This window comes from Paenibacillus sp. MAHUQ-63, from assembly GCF_028765165.1.
Lineage (GTDB): Bacteria > Bacillota > Bacilli > Paenibacillales > NBRC-103111 > Paenibacillus_E.
In genome coordinates this window covers 378,904-394,669 of record NZ_JARADB010000001.1, presented here as the reverse complement: position 1 = coordinate 394,669, position 15,766 = coordinate 378,904, and the positions used below count along the sequence as shown (strand labels likewise).

17 protein-coding genes are annotated in these 15,766 nt (G+C 50.1%); 8 read left to right on the top strand and 9 right to left on the bottom strand.

Annotated features, from left to right (window positions below; genetic code table 11):
* Positions 1-4: 4 nt before the first annotated feature.
* Positions 5-1,339, bottom strand: a complete 1,335-nt coding sequence (locus PUT07_RS01510) for a multi antimicrobial extrusion protein MatE (protein ID WP_274465967.1) — start codon at positions 1,337-1,339, stop codon at positions 5-7.
* Positions 1,340-1,518: 179 nt separating this feature from the next.
* Here PUT07_RS01510 and PUT07_RS01505 point away from each other — a divergent pair, with 179 nt between their 5' ends.
* The 5 genes from PUT07_RS01505 (at position 1,519) to serS (ending at position 6,154) form a co-directional block, all read left to right on the top strand.
* Positions 1,519-1,833 carry a hypothetical protein gene (locus PUT07_RS01505; protein WP_274465965.1) on the top strand — a complete coding sequence of 105 codons (315 nt, stop codon included), beginning with the start codon at positions 1,519-1,521 and terminating at the stop codon, positions 1,831-1,833.
* Positions 1,834-1,866: 33 nt separating this feature from the next.
* Positions 1,867-2,499 carry a hypothetical protein gene (locus PUT07_RS01500; protein ID WP_274465964.1) on the top strand — a complete coding sequence of 211 codons (633 nt, stop codon included), beginning with the start codon at positions 1,867-1,869 and terminating at the stop codon, positions 2,497-2,499.
* Positions 2,500-2,530: 31 nt separating this feature from the next.
* Complete coding sequence (locus PUT07_RS01495) at positions 2,531-3,556, top strand: tetraprenyl-beta-curcumene synthase family protein (RefSeq protein WP_274467426.1); 1,026 nt, start codon at positions 2,531-2,533, stop codon at positions 3,554-3,556.
* A 33-nt stretch (positions 3,557-3,589) separates the two neighbouring features.
* Positions 3,590-4,558, top strand: coding sequence for a 6-phosphofructokinase (gene pfkA / locus PUT07_RS01490; RefSeq protein WP_274465963.1), 969 nt, complete (start codon positions 3,590-3,592; stop codon positions 4,556-4,558).
* 312 nt (positions 4,559-4,870) lie between these two features.
* Positions 4,871-6,154 (top strand): serine--tRNA ligase, encoded by a 1,284-nt coding sequence (gene serS / locus PUT07_RS01485; RefSeq protein WP_274465962.1) that lies wholly within the window; start codon positions 4,871-4,873, stop codon positions 6,152-6,154.
* Between the two features lie 57 nt (positions 6,155-6,211).
* On the opposite strand, the gene PUT07_RS01480 is transcribed toward serS, so the two are convergent.
* Together PUT07_RS01480 and PUT07_RS01475 are read right to left on the bottom strand one after the other, a co-directional pair.
* Positions 6,212-7,171 carry a D-2-hydroxyacid dehydrogenase gene (locus tag PUT07_RS01480; protein ID WP_274465961.1) on the bottom strand — a complete coding sequence of 320 codons (960 nt, stop codon included), beginning with the start codon at positions 7,169-7,171 and terminating at the stop codon, positions 6,212-6,214.
* Positions 7,172-7,243: 72 nt separating this feature from the next.
* Positions 7,244-8,428: a putative glycoside hydrolase gene (locus PUT07_RS01475; protein WP_274465960.1), complete on the bottom strand. Its 1,185-nt coding sequence runs from the start codon at positions 8,426-8,428 to the stop codon at positions 7,244-7,246.
* 102 nt (positions 8,429-8,530) lie between these two features.
* Here PUT07_RS01475 and PUT07_RS01470 point away from each other — a divergent pair, with 102 nt between their 5' ends.
* A complete protein-coding gene (locus PUT07_RS01470) occupies positions 8,531-9,691 on the top strand; it encodes an MFS transporter (RefSeq protein WP_274465959.1) in 1,161 nt (386 codons plus the stop codon).
* Positions 9,692-9,748: 57 nt separating this feature from the next.
* Here PUT07_RS01470 and PUT07_RS01465 read toward each other — a convergent pair whose 3' ends face one another.
* The 5 genes from PUT07_RS01465 to PUT07_RS01445 form a co-directional block, all read right to left on the bottom strand.
* Positions 9,749-9,982 carry a Sec-independent protein translocase subunit TatA/TatB gene (locus PUT07_RS01465; protein WP_274465957.1) on the bottom strand — a complete coding sequence of 78 codons (234 nt, stop codon included), beginning with the start codon at positions 9,980-9,982 and terminating at the stop codon, positions 9,749-9,751.
* Positions 9,983-10,104: 122 nt separating this feature from the next.
* Positions 10,105-10,299: a hypothetical protein gene (locus tag PUT07_RS01460; RefSeq protein WP_274465956.1), complete on the bottom strand. Its 195-nt coding sequence runs from the start codon at positions 10,297-10,299 to the stop codon at positions 10,105-10,107.
* Between the two features lie 126 nt (positions 10,300-10,425).
* A complete protein-coding gene (locus PUT07_RS01455) occupies positions 10,426-11,250 on the bottom strand; it encodes a YitT family protein (RefSeq protein WP_274465955.1) in 825 nt (274 codons plus the stop codon).
* A gap of 150 nt (positions 11,251-11,400) precedes the next feature.
* Positions 11,401-12,090: a DUF4247 domain-containing protein gene (locus PUT07_RS01450; protein ID WP_274465954.1), complete on the bottom strand. Its 690-nt coding sequence runs from the start codon at positions 12,088-12,090 to the stop codon at positions 11,401-11,403.
* 52 nt (positions 12,091-12,142) lie between these two features.
* Complete coding sequence (locus PUT07_RS01445; RefSeq protein ID WP_274465953.1) at positions 12,143-12,679, bottom strand: DUF4178 domain-containing protein; 537 nt, start codon at positions 12,677-12,679, stop codon at positions 12,143-12,145.
* Positions 12,680-12,960: 281 nt separating this feature from the next.
* On the opposite strand from PUT07_RS01445, the gene PUT07_RS01440 reads away from it, so the two are divergent.
* Positions 12,961-14,556, top strand: coding sequence for a DEAD/DEAH box helicase (locus PUT07_RS01440; protein ID WP_274465952.1), 1,596 nt, complete (start codon positions 12,961-12,963; stop codon positions 14,554-14,556).
* 67 nt (positions 14,557-14,623) lie between these two features.
* Here the strand turns inward: PUT07_RS01440 and PUT07_RS01435 are convergent, their stop codons facing one another.
* Positions 14,624-14,707 (bottom strand): YjcZ family sporulation protein, encoded by an 84-nt coding sequence (locus tag PUT07_RS01435; RefSeq protein ID WP_274467425.1) that lies wholly within the window; start codon positions 14,705-14,707, stop codon positions 14,624-14,626.
* Positions 14,708-14,916: 209 nt separating this feature from the next.
* On the opposite strand from PUT07_RS01435, the gene PUT07_RS01430 reads away from it, so the two are divergent.
* Positions 14,917-15,759, top strand: a complete 843-nt coding sequence (locus tag PUT07_RS01430; RefSeq protein WP_274465950.1) for a YesL family protein — start codon at positions 14,917-14,919, stop codon at positions 15,757-15,759.
* Positions 15,760-15,766 lie beyond the last annotated feature (7 nt).

Genomic DNA, 15,766 nt, shown 5'->3' with positions numbered 1-15,766 from the left:
TTCGTTACAAATTTTTTGAAGGCAGGCTCGGTTGTTTGATTTCAGACGTTCGTCTGAGGACATAAACGACGACCAGCAGCTCTGCCAGGAGGCCGACGGATTGGGCCAGAGCACCGATCATCCCGTTCCAGCCGGGCACGGTCAGAATGGCGATGAACAACGTAATCACCGTCGTGGCAGCATTCGCAGATTGTGAGATAACCATGATTTTGGTTTGTCCCCGAAGCATGATGATGCCGTTCATATAATCCAGCCAAGGGAAGACAAGCGTCATGATCATGAAGATTCGCATCGCATGCAGGCTTGCGTGCATCAGTTCGGCGTTGACCCCCATCACATGGTACATGAACCAGGGTCCAAGCGGCGTATAAGCAAGAATAGCGATAAGAGTGCCGGGAATGAAGCTAAGCAGCAAGACGAAACGGACAACGGTCCGCGCATCCTTCCTGTAGAAGTTAAGGACGATTTGGTGGATATAGGAGAAAAAGCTGATGACCAGCTGGGTTAAGGAACCGGCAATGGCAAAAGACGATATCGCCAGATGGACTTGCATCGTTTTCCCCAAAACTGCATTGATCGCAGGACCGATGATGACGGCAATGACGGAAGAATACAGGAGGGGTCTGTAGAAAGTGAAAATTTGCCGCTTCGTTTCGATTTCGTGATTGGGCGCCTTCTCGGGGATGACCTTCTTCAGGAGACTGGAGCCTTCCCAGATGGCTACGGCCGCTTCAATGACCATGCCCAGCAGGAAAATAATGGCCCCAACACGGCCGCTCGTTACGTTGTCGGTTGTAATGAAGTAAAGCGATAACAGGTACATGGCGGCGATTCGCACACCCATGCCGATCGTTAGCCATTTGGTCCGCATGTTGAAGATGATGATACCGTGGAACAAGCACCTGAGCCCGGAAAAGATGCTTACATACATCAGGATGCGGTACACGCTGAGCGTGCTGTCCAGCAGCTCCGGTTCGACGCCAAAGAAATAAAGAAATACCCACTCTCCGAGCGGCGTATAGCATATAATGAGACCAATAAGAATGATGCATGCGAATACATAGGAGCTCACGGCCGCCATGGCGCGAAAAGAGATCCGGTCTCTGACGAGAGCCGAACAAGCCTGCCTCAGCAGGACGACCGGCTTTTCGGTTAAGCCTAACAAACTGAGCGGGAGCGCGTAGCTGGCAATGACGACTTCGGGATTGTCCGCTCGGGCCAAAGTGCTGTTGATGATTACGTGCGAGAGGGTTACGAGCGTTGCAGAAAGTCCGAGGGGGAGAAAAAAGGAGATAAGCTGTTTCCATGAGATTGTGCTTTTCATTGATGAGGCTGCCATCTGTATCTCTCCTAACTATATGTCCCTGCTAAAAAACGTTATTTAAGTATACCAGAAAATGAAATCTAGATGACATACAATTTTAACTGGAAACCCAAGGTTTGAAGTGATACATTTAAAGGTAGAATGTTTCTTGAACTATCGCAGCGTGTTTTACTGGAAGGAGGCAATTCAGAAGAATGAGCTGCTATTTTCAATATGATGCCAGACTCGGCATAGAGACTCCCGCTCTGGAGCACGATTGGGAAACGTATCCTGCAGATATACGGGTAGATATTTTATTTCAATGGGAACAAATCCGCGGCACGATACCCGATCGCATCTTGAAGCTGGAATCCTCGATTATTGTGAAACAAAACCAGTTGGATCAAGAGGACGATTTCCTGACTTCATGTCGTTTGAATTCCGAAATTGCTGATTTGGCATCGATCATAAATGATCTTCACCTGTGGTTCCGGATCAATCAGGATCTGGAATCGAAGACCCACCATTAGGGATGTTTAATGAAAGGGAGAGTGACGGGTTACATGCATAGCAATCAAGATGGAACCAATTGGTTGGAAGCTATTGCGAAGCCTCTCTTGGAGCATCTGCCGGCGCTGTATCCGATAGAAGAATGGGATCACGCGATGGATGAAAGAATCGAAGAGATGCTCCCGGCGAAGCTGGCCCAGGGCAGCCCGGAACAAGAGATGTACTTCCTGGCTATTAAAGCGGGGCTTTATTTGCTCAATGAGAGCCTCGATAAATCTCACGATATTGCCCAGGAAATTACCAATGCGACAGGCAGTTATTGGCATGGTCTTATGCACCGGATGGAAGGCGACTACAGCAACGCCAAATATTGGTTCAACGATGTCGGCCCTCATCCTATTTTTTCCAATTTAATTGCGTGTGTTCGGGATTATTTGACTGTCAAAGATTTGGCTGATCTGGATAACGAGGCGATGCGTCATAAGCTGGAAGTGCTGATTACTTCTCCGGTTTGGAACCCTTGCGTGTTCATTGACGTGGTCGAGCTGCAGGTTTCACTTGTTCAGAATGGGACGGTGGATAGCTGGTTAAGGCATATTCAGCGGTACGAAATGCAGCTGCTGCTGCAATATTGCTATGAACAAAGTTGTGGAGGAAGTCTGCTTGAAGCAATTGGACAGAAGTAGCACGAAAGTTCCGCAAGGTCCGTTTCGGTTGATGGTCAGAGTGTACCGCTATATTTTGCCGGAGGTCGGCGCCCACCTTTCCAGTTGGAAAGCAAGAGCGGAGCGGATTCCGGATCCTGAGCTAAGAACGCAAGCGCTAGCCAGTATAGCGACTAAGAAGTTTCACTGCCAGGGCGGTGCGGTGTACGCGGCTGCCAACCTGCAGATGCGGCATCTATTAATTCCGCTGATTGTCTCATTCCAGACGATTAGCGATTATCTGGATAATTTGTGCGACCGCAGTACGTCGCTGGACCCTCAAGATTTTCGGCAGCTGCACCAATCGATGCTTGATGCGGTCGATCCTTCGAAGCCGTTGCATGACTATTACGCTTACCGGCAGGAGAAGGAGGACGGGGATTATCTCCAAGATCTCGTCCTGACTTGCCAGCGTTGTATCGCTGCCTTGCCTTCGTATGGGCAGGTGGCGGATCAGGTGCGCGAATTCGTTGCCCTGTATTGCGACCTGCAAGTGTACAAGCATATTCGCAAGGATATGCGCGAACCTGAGCTGCAGGCGTGGTGGAATCTTCATCATCACCGGTACAGCCAAATTGCCTGGAATGAATTTGCAGCAGCGACAGGCTCGACATTAGGGATGTTTATGCTGTTTCTGGCCGCTTGCGACCCCCACTTAAGCGAGAACCAAGTGGCGTCGATCCGGGAGGCCTATTTCCCGTATGTGTGCGGATTGCACATTTTACTCGACTATTTGATCGATCAAGAGGAAGATATTCAGGGCGGGGATTTGAATTTCTGCAGCTATTACGATTCGATGGACGATACGGTGGAGCGAATTGCCTTCATCGTGCAGGAAGCGCGGAGTAAAATTTTGTTCTTGGAACATCCGCGATTTCATCGTATGATAATCGAAGGTTTGCTCGCGTTATATTTGTCGGATCCGAAAGTGAATGGACAACAACAAGTTAAGAACGTATCCAAGCGTCTAATGAAAAATAGTCCGTTAACCCGGTTGTTTTTCTGGATTAATAGCATGTTTATCCGCACGACATCATGAATGTCATTCACAAGAAATGAAGGAGGAAATGAAATGTCAGCAGTAAAATCAATTGCAGTATTAACAAGCGGTGGGGACTCCCAGGGGATGAATGCGGCCGTTCGTGCGGTAGTACGAAGCGCGTTATTCCATGGTCTTGAAGTCTATGCCGTACAGCGCGGTTATCATGGTCTCATCAACGACGATATTCGCAAGATGGATTTGCGCAGCGTCGGCGACATCATCCAACGCGGCGGCACGATTCTGCAGACGGCGCGCTGCAAAGAATTTCTGACGCCGGACGGTCAGCAAATCGGCGCGAAGAACTTGCGCAAACGCGGGATCGACGGTTTGGTCGTCATCGGTGGAGACGGGTCCTATCAGGGAGCGAATAAACTGAGCAAGCTGGGGATCAAAACGATGGGCTTGCCGGGAACGATTGACAACGATATTCCGTTCACAGATTTCACGATTGGTTTCGATACGGCGGTCAGCATCGTTGTGGATGCGATCAACAAGCTTCGCGATACGATGACTTCCCACGAACGTTCTTCCGTTGTCGAAGTGATGGGCCGCCATTGCGGCGAAATCGCCCTTTATGCAGGTCTCGCCAGCGGCGCTGAGACGATTATCGTACCGGAAGTCGAGTATGATATCAACGAAGTAGCGAACCGGATGAAAGATAACTTCGCACACGGCAAACGCCACAGTATTATCCTGGTCGCTGAAGGTGCGGGTACGGGCGAAGGCGTGGCGAAGCAAATTACCGAAGCTGTCGGCATCGAACCGCGCGTTACGGTGCTTGGCCATATTCAGCGCGGCGGCGCGCCGACACATAACGACCGGATCTTGGCAAGCCGACTTGGCGATTTCGCGGTTCGTCGACTGATGGAAGGCGATTCCTCCAAAGCTTGCGGCGTGATCAAAGGCGAATTGGTCGCTACGGACATCGACTTGGTTGTCAATACGAAGCGCGAGTTTAACAAAGAGCTGTACGAGCTGGCAAGCCGTCTGTCCCAATAAAGTGACGTGAGGGTCGCCTATTGACCGGGCGAAGGGTTTCGTCTATAATAGCGAACAATATACAAATCGGCATTATGTCAATGAAGAGCATCCAACTCGGAGACGTTTATGATCGGAATGAGTTTGTTGTACGACCCGGACCATTCTCTAAATAGACCGGCACCGCCCGTTATCGCGGAACCAAGCGGATGATGGCCTGTACAAGGCGATCATCAAGTTGGGTGGCACCGCGAGCAGAACGCTCCTCGTCCCAATTCGGACAGGGGCGTTCTTTGTCTTTTTATCGATAATGAAAAGGAGCGGTGACGGCGTATGTTGGATATCAAATGGATTCGTGACAATCAGGAAGCAGTGACAGAGGCAGCTATTCGGAAAGGGGTGGACCTCCCGCTCGGAGAGCTGCTGGATGCCGATGAGCGGAAGAGACGGCTGCAGCATCGTGTGGACCTGCTGCGTGCTGATCGGAATCGGGCTACGGCTCAGATTGGGATGCTTATGGCAGAACGCAAGCCGGCGGAGGCTGAGGTGTTGAAAGACCGGGTTCGAGCTTGGAACGGTGAACTGGGAGCGGCTGAAGCGGAGCTCGGGGAGATTGAGGAGCGGTTCAAGGCGCTTATGCTAGCGGTGCCGAACGTGGTTTCGTCCGAGACGCCGTCAGGCCTTACGGATCGGGATAATGTAGTTGTGAAAGTCGTCGGTGAGCCGGTTTCATTCGATTTCGTGCCTCGCGATCATATGCAGATCGGCGAAGACCTGGACATCATTGATGTGCCGCGAGGCGTGAAGGTGGCCGGGACACGCAACTACTACCTCAAAGGGATGGGGCTGTATTTGCACAGAGCGGTTCAGCAGTTGGCGATTGATGTGTTGAACGACCGAGGGTTTACCGTCATGGACGTGCCTTTGATGGTCCGGGAAGAGACGCTGGTGAACGCTGCGTTCTTCCCCGGAGGGCGCGATCAAACCTATGAGCTGCAGGAAGAGAACAAATGGCTCGTCGGCACGTCGGAAGGCCCGCTCATTTCGTATTACGCGAACGAGATTGTCGACCTGTCGGAGGGGCCGCTGAGATTGGCTGCGGTTTCGAACTGCTTCCGCAAAGAAGCCGGCTCGGCCGGACGGGATGTGCGCGGCTTGTACCGCGTGCACCAGTTCGCGAAGGTCGAACAGGTCATCGTTTGTGAGAATGACCCGGATACAGCGGATCGCTTGATGGATGAGATCACCCGCAACGCTGAGCATATCCTTCACCTGCTGGAGCTGCCCTATCGCGTCGTTGCCGTCTGTGCCGGAGACATGGGGGCCAAAAACTACAAGCAATACGATATTGAGACGTGGATGCCCAGCCGTCAAGCGTACGGAGAGACGCACTCGTCGTCGAGCCTGCTGGATTTCCAGGCGCGACGCAGCAGGTTGCGTTACCGGGATTCGCAAGATGCGCTTCGTTACTGCTATACGCTCAACAATACAGCCGTAGCCACCCCTCGCATATTGATCCCATTATTGGAAAACCATCAGCGGGCGGACGGTTCCATCTATATACCGAAGGCGCTTCGCCCGTATATGAGAGGCTTGGAAGCGATCCCCGGCAAATAATTAAACGCACCTTATCGCAAAGCGGTACTCCGCTTGGGTAAGGTGCGTTGCCGTGTTTCAGTAGCCTTCGGAGATATCAACGACATTCATCATGTCGCCGCCGTCCAGCATAGCCCGTAAATTGTGGTAAAAAATAGACGATACGCGCTCCGTATAATGTGCGGAGGATCCGGCGATATGCGGCGTAAGGATGACGTTCTCCATCGCCCATAGCGGCGAGCTTTCCGGCAGAGGCTCCTGCTGGAACACATCGAGCGCAGCGCCGGCCAGCGTGCCTTCCTGCAGCATTCGGATTAATGCGCCTTCATCGATGACATCTCCGCGAGCGAGATTAATCAAGAAGGCGCTCGGCTTCATCAAGGCGAGGTGCTCCTTCGTCACGATGCCGCGCGTCTTGGGTGTGCTGGGGAGCAGAAGAACGACGAAGTCGCTCTCGGAGAATAAGCGGCGCAAGCCTTCGTCGCCGCTGTACGTGGCATCGTAGCCGGCTGAAGGCGAACCGGATCGGTTGAATCCGATGACCGACATGTCGAAGGCCTTGGCTTTGCGGGCCACAGCCTCTCCGATGGCGCCTGCGCCGACAATGCCCAGCGTCTTGCCGTGCAGCTCGCCGACGCGGATGCTTTGGAACCACTCTTTGCGCTGCTGGCATTCGTGCAGCGTATTCGAGCGTCGGACCCATTGCAGCATGAGGCTAAGCGTGAATTCGCTCATTTGGATCGTATGTACGCCGCGCGCATTGGTTAACGGAATTTGGCGTTCAGCCAGCAGCTGAAGCGGCAGCTTGTCCACACCGGCGGATAACGTTTGTACCCATTTCAACTGCGGTGACCGCTCTGCGGAGGCGAATGCGGGATTCATGCGGCCGGCTGTCATGATGACATGGGCGTATGCGATATGCGCCTCCGCTTCCTTGGACGAACGGAACCAATGAAATTGGCAGCGTTCCTTCAAATCTTGCGGCATGCCCTCCTGCATCGGGGACAGGTCCATGTCCGTGATGGCGACAATGTTCATTTGTTCTGGCTCCTTTCGGCGGTTCATGCATGAACACCCTGAGGCATGCGGATCCTCAGGGTGCAGGTATGCTCAGTAATTGACATTCGCCGTGTAATTGTTGTTGGCGTTCCAGAGCAGGTATTCGTCGACTCCGTTATCATGGAGCGCGCGAATCTGCTCTTCCACTTCATGTTTGCCGTATTTGATATAACCGGGAACCCAAGAAGCGGTGAAGTCTTGAATCCAAGGCCGAACGATCGGCTTCCAGCCTTTCTTGTCAATGGCTTCCAGCTTTTTCGTCGTATCTTTGGACGCTCCGTTAATTGTAACATATGGAGCCGCATCTGGCACTTTAGCACCGAACCAGCCTGTGCTATAATGACTCGGATATATCATTGGCGAGATGACGTCGACGTTCTGGGAAATCTTCTCAAAGTCCTGTCCGATCCCCTCTGCCGCAGGGACTGAAGCCGCATAGCCGAAAATATCTACGGACACGCGGACCCCAAGCGGCTGCAGTTGTTCTTTGGCATACTTGACGAAGGATGCGACGGCATCGATGCGGGGACGTTCGTCCTTGGTGTACTTGAGCGTATCCGCTCTCTTCTCGAAGCCTTCCGGGAAGCGCACGTAATCGAACTGAATTTCTTTGAATCCGGCTTTCACCGCTTCCTTAGCAACGGCGATATTATAGTCCCATACTTCTTTGTTGTAAGGATTGACGAAGCTGTCTGGCGGGTTCTTGCTGTTGCCCCATACGGAGCCGTCCGGATTCACGAAAGACCATTCGGGCTTCTTCTTCGCGAGGATCGTATCCTTGAAAACGACGATACGCGCAATCGGGTAAATGTTATGTTCAGTAAGAGTGCTCATCAAACCTGGCATGTTGCCGATGATTTTCTGTGTGGTGCCCATCGCATCAAGATCTGCATTGCCTGTTTCCCAAGTAATGTATCCCCAATCATCCTTGACATCGATGACGAGTGAGTTGAGTTCCGTGTCGTCCATCAGTTTAACCAGGGTGTTGAGCCGGGAGCCGCCGGCACTGTGCGCTGTGGCATAGACACCTTTGACTTTGGGGGCGTCTTTCTGCGGATCTTGCTTGTTGACGGGAGCGAGAGGATCAGCAGGATCTTGGGATGGAGCGGGTTGGACGATAGCAACGGCATTCTTGGCGTCCAAAGAGGCTTGGACGAGCTGCTCGAAGCTGGCGTCCGGGTTAGCGGCAGTAACATTGCCCCAAATGAGGGCAAGTGAAGCTAGTAAAATTTCCATGAAGTATAAGTCCTCTCCTATGTAGTGCTAGCTTTATTATAAAGCAAGCGGTAAACTCCGCACAGAGGAAATTTGTAGAGGAATGTAGAAAGAAGGTAGACGTTGTTGAAGCTCGACAAGCAAATTGTTTCTTTGTCCGGTGTTAACTTTTTTTACTATGCGTCCAGTGCCATATTGATGCCGTACTTACCTCTGTATTTGCAGACAAAAGGTTATACCGCCGCTGAAATCGGTCTGTTAATGATGATCGGCCCGTTCGTTTCGATCTTCGCCCAACCTTTCTGGGGCTATGTCAGCGACCGGTTCAACTCGGTCAAGAACATCGTATTTATGCTGTGGGTGCTATCCTTGCTCGGAAGCTTCGGACTCTTCCTGACGAGCGGATTTACCCTGACGCTGGGCTTTATTCTGCTCTTGTATTTCTTTCTGCTGCCTTCCATTCCGCTAATCGACAATCTGGTCGTCAAGTCAACGGCATCCCGCGGATTGTCTTATGGCTCCGTGCGGGTCTGGGGGTCTATCGGCTTCTCGGGCGTAGCTTTAATTTCGGGCCTGCTGCTCGACGAACTGGGCGGAGTGTCCAGGATTCCTTATTTCTACTGGGTACTGTGGATTTTCCCGTTTGTGCTGCTTGCTTTCATTAAGGACGAGCATAGCAGCGGACAACAGCGGATAACGTTGAATGCAATTGGCATTATTTTCCGCAGCAAAAGCTTTCTATGGTTTATGCTGATGGTCCTCATCATCTCCATTCCTCACCGGATGAACGATGCTTTATTAGGGCTGTATCTCAATAAATTGGGAGCGACAGACGCGATGGTCAGCTGGGCGTGGGCGATAGCGGCGTGCAGTGAAATTCCGGTGTTTGCTCTCATTAACCGATACATTCATCGCTATCACGAACTGACGGTTCTAGGCATTGTTGCCGTCATCTATACGATTCGTTGGATTTTGTATGCCGTCATTACCGATCCGTGGGTATTAATCGGATTGCAGGTGACGCAGATGCTTACTTTCGCCGTACTATGGATCGTGGCTGTTCAGTATGTAGTGAGGCTGCTGCCGGAGCAATTCGGGTCGACGGGGCAGTCGATCCTGGCTATGGTATTCATGGGATTGGCGGGCATTATCGGCGGCTCGGTAGGGGGATGGCTCAGTGAGCAGTGGGGTGGAGCGAGTATGTATGTTTTTGCGACGGTCATGTCCGCGATAGCCGCCGTGATGTTCCTTGGTACGCAAGCGGTCATGCGCGGCAAGGTCTGAAAATCAGGTAATGAAAAAAGCACCCGGCAGCAAGTACCTGCTAAGGGTGCTTAGTTCTTATTTGTGAACTTGTCCTGATTCCGTAGTCGTTACTTCCGCAGCATTGATCTCTTTGCGTGGCAGTACAGGCTGATCATCCGAGTTTGCGTTTCCGTTCCCGTTCGTTGCATCTTTGAATTCACGAAACATTTTGCCAAAACCTCTGCCAAGTTCAGGCAATTTATTAGGCCCGAATAAAAGCAAGGCCACTATTGCAATCAAGATGATGTGCCAAGGAGATAGAGCTCCCATATTAGACACCTCCAGTAGATTATCTTATTTGTCTATTATACCATGACCTTATCATAACCTATAGTCCCTAATTATTACAAACTCAATAACTTTGCATGTCAATCATGGATAAAAAGACGCCCTTAATGATAAAGGGCGTCTTTATGATGTTCCGTAATGCTGAACTGAATAATCTCCATGACATCTTCCGCTTCAAGCGCCTCGAGACCGAACATGAGGACAATCTCGGAGTCCAGCTCGCAGCTGGTTAAGAAGGGGTACAACTCGGGTGTTAATTTCATTACAATCCTGGATAATTTGACTGTCTCCACAAGCATCACCCTTCCAATCATAAGATTAGAATAAGAACTACGCCTGAACCACTCACGATGAAGCCAGAACTATATGAAATTACAATCATTATAACACAAATCGACCCGGATGAAAGAGGCTGGTTTCACGATTTACGACTTCAGCTTGCGGAATTCGCCAACGATCCCAACGGTTTCAACGATATTTACGAACGCTTTTGGATCTATTTTCTTAATAATTCGTTTTAACTCTGCTAGCTCATAGCGTGTTGTAACGGTCATCAGCATATCATGCTGCTGTTTGGTATAAGCGCCTTCCGTTTTGAGGAGCGTAACCCCCCTCGGAAGCTGCAGCAGCTCTTGCGTCAATTCTTCTTTCTGCTTCGTGACGATGAAAGCCGTTACCTTAACGTGCCGGATATGTACGGTGTCGACGACTTTGCCGCATATATAAATCGCTAACATGGAGTAAAGGGCAAGGTCCCAATTGTGTTTGAAATAACCTAGAGCTACAATGACGATCCCGTTCATACCGGAAAGAATTGTGCCTAAGGGGAACTCGAATTTGCGCGTCAAAATTAAGCCAACGATGTCGAAGCCTCCGCTGGATCCGCCAATTCTTAAGGTGATTCCGCTTCCGATACCGATCAGCACACCTCCGAATACCGCCCCAAGTATCGGCTCCTGGGCCACATAGTTGGTGGGCAGTATCTGCATCAGCCATGTCGTTAAAATGACGGATGCGACGCTGATCATGATGAATCTGCGGCCGATGGAGATCAAGCCCCAGATCATTAAAGGCATGTTGAAAAATAAATATAAAAAGCCGATGTTCCAATTCGTGAAATAGCCGATGATCATGGCGAATCCGGACACCCCGCCGCTAAGCAGCTGGTGAGGGATGAGAAACATGTTGAAGCCGACCGCGACGAGCAGAGCGCCAACGAAAATGATGACGGCATCCAGCGCTTTTTTCAAAAAAAATCACCTCTAAAATAGTATGCAGCATAATGCAAGTATAATTCATTCTTTCAAAACTTCAATCATTATTTAACCAGTGTCTAATTAAAAGAATGCGGAAATAAAAAAGCTGTGTCCAAATGATGGACAACAGCTTAGGGAGAGGGGCTAACGCCTCTTGAATGAGCCTGTTTTCTTGGATGTGCTTGGCTTGCTGACCGACGGCTTCGTGACCTTATTCGGCGTCGAACCGTCGTTGCGCCGGGTTGTCGAGGAGCTGCCCGAGCTGGGGTTGGCCGTTCCGCCTTTGAACGTTCCCGTGCGGTCGGATGTCGTCGGCTTCTTGTCTTTGGAGACGTCGGTGGTCGGCGTCGCCGCTTTGCCGCTGCCGGCGCTATAAGTCGGCGTTCGGGTATAGCCGCGATAATCGTAAGATTTCTTACTATTATACCAGCTTCCGCCGAACAAGTTTTGGAGCAGCGCCGCTGTCACAAAGCCTTGCAAGAACGAAGAATCGTAATGAGTTCTGGCATACTCGATGCTGTCAACCTGAATGAGCGTATTCTGGCTTTCATTCGGGTCTTTCTGGATGTTGATCACTTTATCGTTATAAACAAGGAACATTTGGTCGTTCGATTCCTTGCTCTTCTCTTGCGGCGTTTCTTGCGCGGCCAGCTCGTTCGCGACGGCAGGGACGGTTTTCCCTTCGGCCACATAAACCTTGGACATATTCGTGCCCTTGCCCTCAACGCTAACAAGCGGGTATTCATCTTTAATATAGCGGACGGTATCAGCGCCACACCCGGTCAGAAGGGCGATGATCAATAAGAAGGAAAGCCAGGAAGTCCATCTTTTCACTTTTCAGTAAACCCTCCTTTTGGGGTATGACTCCATGATAGCATAGGCTTGTTTAGTGCGTCGATTTTAAAAATTTGATCTGGTTGCCCGGCGTGCGTTCGCCTTCCATGGCGATAAATTTGCCATCCTGCCATTGGAGGAAGAAGAATCTGCGGTCCGGTCCGAAATAGCGCCAGAAAATGACGTCGTCTCCGCTGCGGAAATCGGTGTTGCCTTCCGTCCGCGTCACGTCATTGCGATGGAATTCCAGGTCGAAGGCTACGTCGCCGTCGAGTTCCAATCGCGTAGGCACATCATTAGGATCGTCCAAGGCCCCCTCGATGAAGCTGCAAAGGAAACAATCATAGGTTCGTCCTTTTTCCACAATCAAACACTGAATATTTTTGCCGCTTTGCAAATAATAGGCGTAGCGGTGTGGAGCAAACCCGCGGTCGAAATAAATCACTTTGCCGGAGATCACATACTCTTCAAGATCCACGTTAACAATATCTCCAACTTTGGCATCTTCAAGCGGATTTCCGGCTGGCGCTGTCGGTGGAATTTCTTTTTGACTCCGTAAAATGCTGCTAACTCGTTTGAAAATGGACATTGAAAAACTCTCCTCTGTTCCGAATGTTGTTCTACTCAGTAATACGCTTAGCTTATGCGGAAGGTTTCGTTCTCATCAATGAAAGCAGCCTCTGGAAATGTGTGTATGACTTGTGTTATAATACTTTAGATGTTCTTAAGGGCGGCCAATTGGATCATGGAAGATGATGAATCGAAAGTGTAATCCACCAAGAAACTATAGACACGGATAGGAAGTCGTACTTAAGGGTAAAAAAGATACAAGGCATTAGCCTGCCCTGTACAAAAGGAGATTGAATATATTTGAAAACATTTCAGGAGTTTGGTTTAGAGCCAGCAATTCTACGCGCGGTTACGGAGATGGGCTTTGAAGAATCCACACCTATTCAAGAAAAAACGATTCCGCTGGCTATGGAAGGCCGGGATTTGATCGGTCAAGCACAAACGGGTACTGGTAAAACGGCGGCGTTCGGTATCCCCCTTATTCACAAAATTAATATGAAGGAAGAGCGTATTTCCGCTCTTATTATGTGTCCGACACGTGAACTTGCCATCCAGGTTGCGGAAGAGATTGAGAAGCTCGGCCGTTTCAAAGGCATTCGTTCCTTGCCGATTTATGGCGGACAGGACATTGTGAAGCAAATTCGCGCTCTGAAGAAGAAGCCGCAAATCATCATCGGAACGCCAGGACGTCTTCTTGACCACATCAACCGCAAAACGATCAAGCTTGACGATGTCCAAACGGTCATTCTGGATGAAGCGGATGAAATGCTGGACATGGGCTTCATGGACGATATCCAATCCATCTTGAAGCTCGTTCCGGAAGAACGCCACACGATGCTGTTCTCCGCAACAATGCCGGCGAATATCCAAAGATTGGCACAACAATTCTTGCGCAATCCTGAGCATGTATCGGTCATCCCGAAACAAGTCAGCGCGCCGCTGATCGATCAAGCTTACATTGAATTGCATGAGAAACAGAAGTTCGAAGCGCTTAGCCGTTTGCTTGATATGGAAGCTCCGGAGCTGGCGATCATCTTCGGCCGTACGAAACGCCGCGTAGACGAGCTTGCGGAAGCTCTTCAGAAGAGAGGCTATGCAGCAGAAGGTCTTCACGGGGACTTGTCCCAGAATCAACGTGATAACGTGATGAGAAAATTCCGCGACGGCAGCATCGATGTGCTCGTTGCAACAGACGTTGCGGCTCGCGGTCTCGACGTTTCCGGTGTAACGCACGTTGTGAACTTCGACCTGCCTCAGGATCCTGAGAGCTACGTTCACCGCATCGGCCGTACAGGCCGTGCCGGCAAAGAGGGTACAGCATGGACATTCGTAACACCTAGAGAGATCGACCACCTGCACTTCATCGAGAAAGTTACTCGTCATAAAATTAGCAAAAAGCCGCTTCCTAGCTTGGCGGAAGCGATCGAAGGCAAACAAAAAATGACAGCTGAGCGCATTCTCGATATGCTGCAGAACGATGGGCACACCGAGTTCAAAGGCTTGGCGATTCAAATGTTGGAGCAATATGATTCCGTGAATCTGCTTGCTGCCGCAATGAAGCTTCTGACAGGCGATAAGAAAGAAGCGGTCATCGAGTTGACTCCGGAAGATCCGATCCGTGCAAGAAAGAAAAAGTTCGATGTTCGCAGCGCAGGCAGACGTGTTGGCGGCGGCTACGGTTCCGGTTCCGGCGATCGTCGTCAAGGCGGTTACGGTTCCAGCTCGAACTCCCGCTATCCGCGTAAAGACGGCAGAGAATACGGCTCGAACCGCGAAGGCGGAGAAGGTCGTTACTCTTCCAAAAACCGCGAGTACGGCAGCAATAACCCGGCTAACCGCGATCGTGACCGTTCCAGAGCTCCGCGCAAAAGCGAAGACACTTTGGTAAATAAATAAGAGTCTGGCAACATATAAAGGCGGAGATCCTTGAAGGATCTCCGCCTTTTTGCAATAAATACGTGTATTAGAGGACGAAAGAGCTAGTTATAATGACGAGTAGGATAAACAGAACCAATACAGCACCTGCGGACGTACCGACTGCTGACATAGTATCTACCTCCCGGGTCAAGATTTAGCGACGTTAGGATCGCCAATACTATCCTATGCCGGAGTACCTAGTATGACTAGACGGCTACCTATATGTTCGAAAATAGGCTATAATTAAAGTTATATATATGTGAGACAAGCTATACCCCAATAACATGGACAATCAACGTAGAAAGTTTCCGCTATGGAAACGCTAAGGAGGAAGCGGTTTTGGAGTTTAGAGGAGTAATGGGTGGGCTTTACAAAATATCGGAATGGATCATGCGTTTATCGGTGATTAATCTGCTTTGGCTGTTATGCTCAATTCCGGTTTTCTTTTTTGCGTTCATGGGGCTGGTCAGCCAAACGCCTGACGGATTGAAGGCAATGCTGCCGCTGATATCCATTTTGGCACCGTTTACTTTGTTCCCCGCAACCGCGGCGATGTTCACCGTTGCCCGCAAATGGGTCACAGGAGAAGAAGATGTTCCTCTGCTCAAAACATTTTTCCGCGGGTACAAAGAAAATTACGTACAGAGCATGGTTGGCGGCATTTTCTTCGTTATCATTTTCGTCATCATCAGCGTGAATTACTTCTTCTATTTGAAGCAGGGCAGTACACTTAAGATTTTGGCCGTACTTTTTATCGCATTCACGGTCATTATGGTTATCGCTTTGTTTAATTTTTTCTCGATCATGGTTCACTTGCATATGAAAATTTTTCAAATCTTGAAAAATTCCGTCCTGATCTCCATCGGCAATCCGATCAATTCGATCGTCCTGCTGCTGTGCAATGGCGCCATTTTCTACATTTGCGTGACTAAATTTAACTTCTTCCTTGTTGTTTTCTTCATGGGAAGCATCATGGCGACTTTCTCCTTCTGGCAATTTAACCGCAGCTTCACGAAATTGCAAATCAAACAGCAGGAGCTGGAGGAGAAGGAACAGCAGAAGCTTGCAGAAGCGGAAGGTGAAGGTCTGGAAGAGGGTTCGGAACAATCGGATGAAGAGGATGCCGAGACTAAACGGACTGAAATCTCTTTGCATAAAAACGACGAAAAGAATAAAGAATAAACCTACC

What these genes read in the sequence shown, in the direction of transcription:
- PUT07_RS01510 (WP_274465967.1), bottom strand. Translation starts at nt 1,339, where the DNA reads ATGGCAGCCTCATCAATGAAAAGCACAATCTCATGGAAACAGCTTATC.
- PUT07_RS01505 (WP_274465965.1), top strand. Translation starts at nt 1,519, where the DNA reads ATGAGCTGCTATTTTCAATATGATGCCAGACTCGGCATAGAGACTCCC.
- PUT07_RS01500 (WP_274465964.1), top strand. Translation starts at nt 1,867, where the DNA reads ATGCATAGCAATCAAGATGGAACCAATTGGTTGGAAGCTATTGCGAAG.
- PUT07_RS01495 (WP_274467426.1), top strand. Translation starts at nt 2,531, where the DNA reads ATGGTCAGAGTGTACCGCTATATTTTGCCGGAGGTCGGCGCCCACCTT.
- pfkA (WP_274465963.1), top strand. Translation starts at nt 3,590, where the DNA reads ATGTCAGCAGTAAAATCAATTGCAGTATTAACAAGCGGTGGGGACTCC.
- serS (WP_274465962.1), top strand. Translation starts at nt 4,871, where the DNA reads ATGTTGGATATCAAATGGATTCGTGACAATCAGGAAGCAGTGACAGAG.
- PUT07_RS01480 (WP_274465961.1), bottom strand. Translation starts at nt 7,171, where the DNA reads ATGAACATTGTCGCCATCACGGACATGGACCTGTCCCCGATGCAGGAG.
- PUT07_RS01475 (WP_274465960.1), bottom strand. Translation starts at nt 8,428, where the DNA reads ATGGAAATTTTACTAGCTTCACTTGCCCTCATTTGGGGCAATGTTACT.
- PUT07_RS01465 (WP_274465957.1), bottom strand. Translation starts at nt 9,982, where the DNA reads ATGGGAGCTCTATCTCCTTGGCACATCATCTTGATTGCAATAGTGGCC.
- PUT07_RS01460 (WP_274465956.1), bottom strand. Translation starts at nt 10,299, where the DNA reads ATGCTTGTGGAGACAGTCAAATTATCCAGGATTGTAATGAAATTAACA.
- PUT07_RS01445 (WP_274465953.1), bottom strand. Translation starts at nt 12,679, where the DNA reads ATGTCCATTTTCAAACGAGTTAGCAGCATTTTACGGAGTCAAAAAGAA.
- PUT07_RS01435 (WP_274467425.1), bottom strand. Translation starts at nt 14,707, where the DNA reads ATGTCAGCAGTCGGTACGTCCGCAGGTGCTGTATTGGTTCTGTTTATC.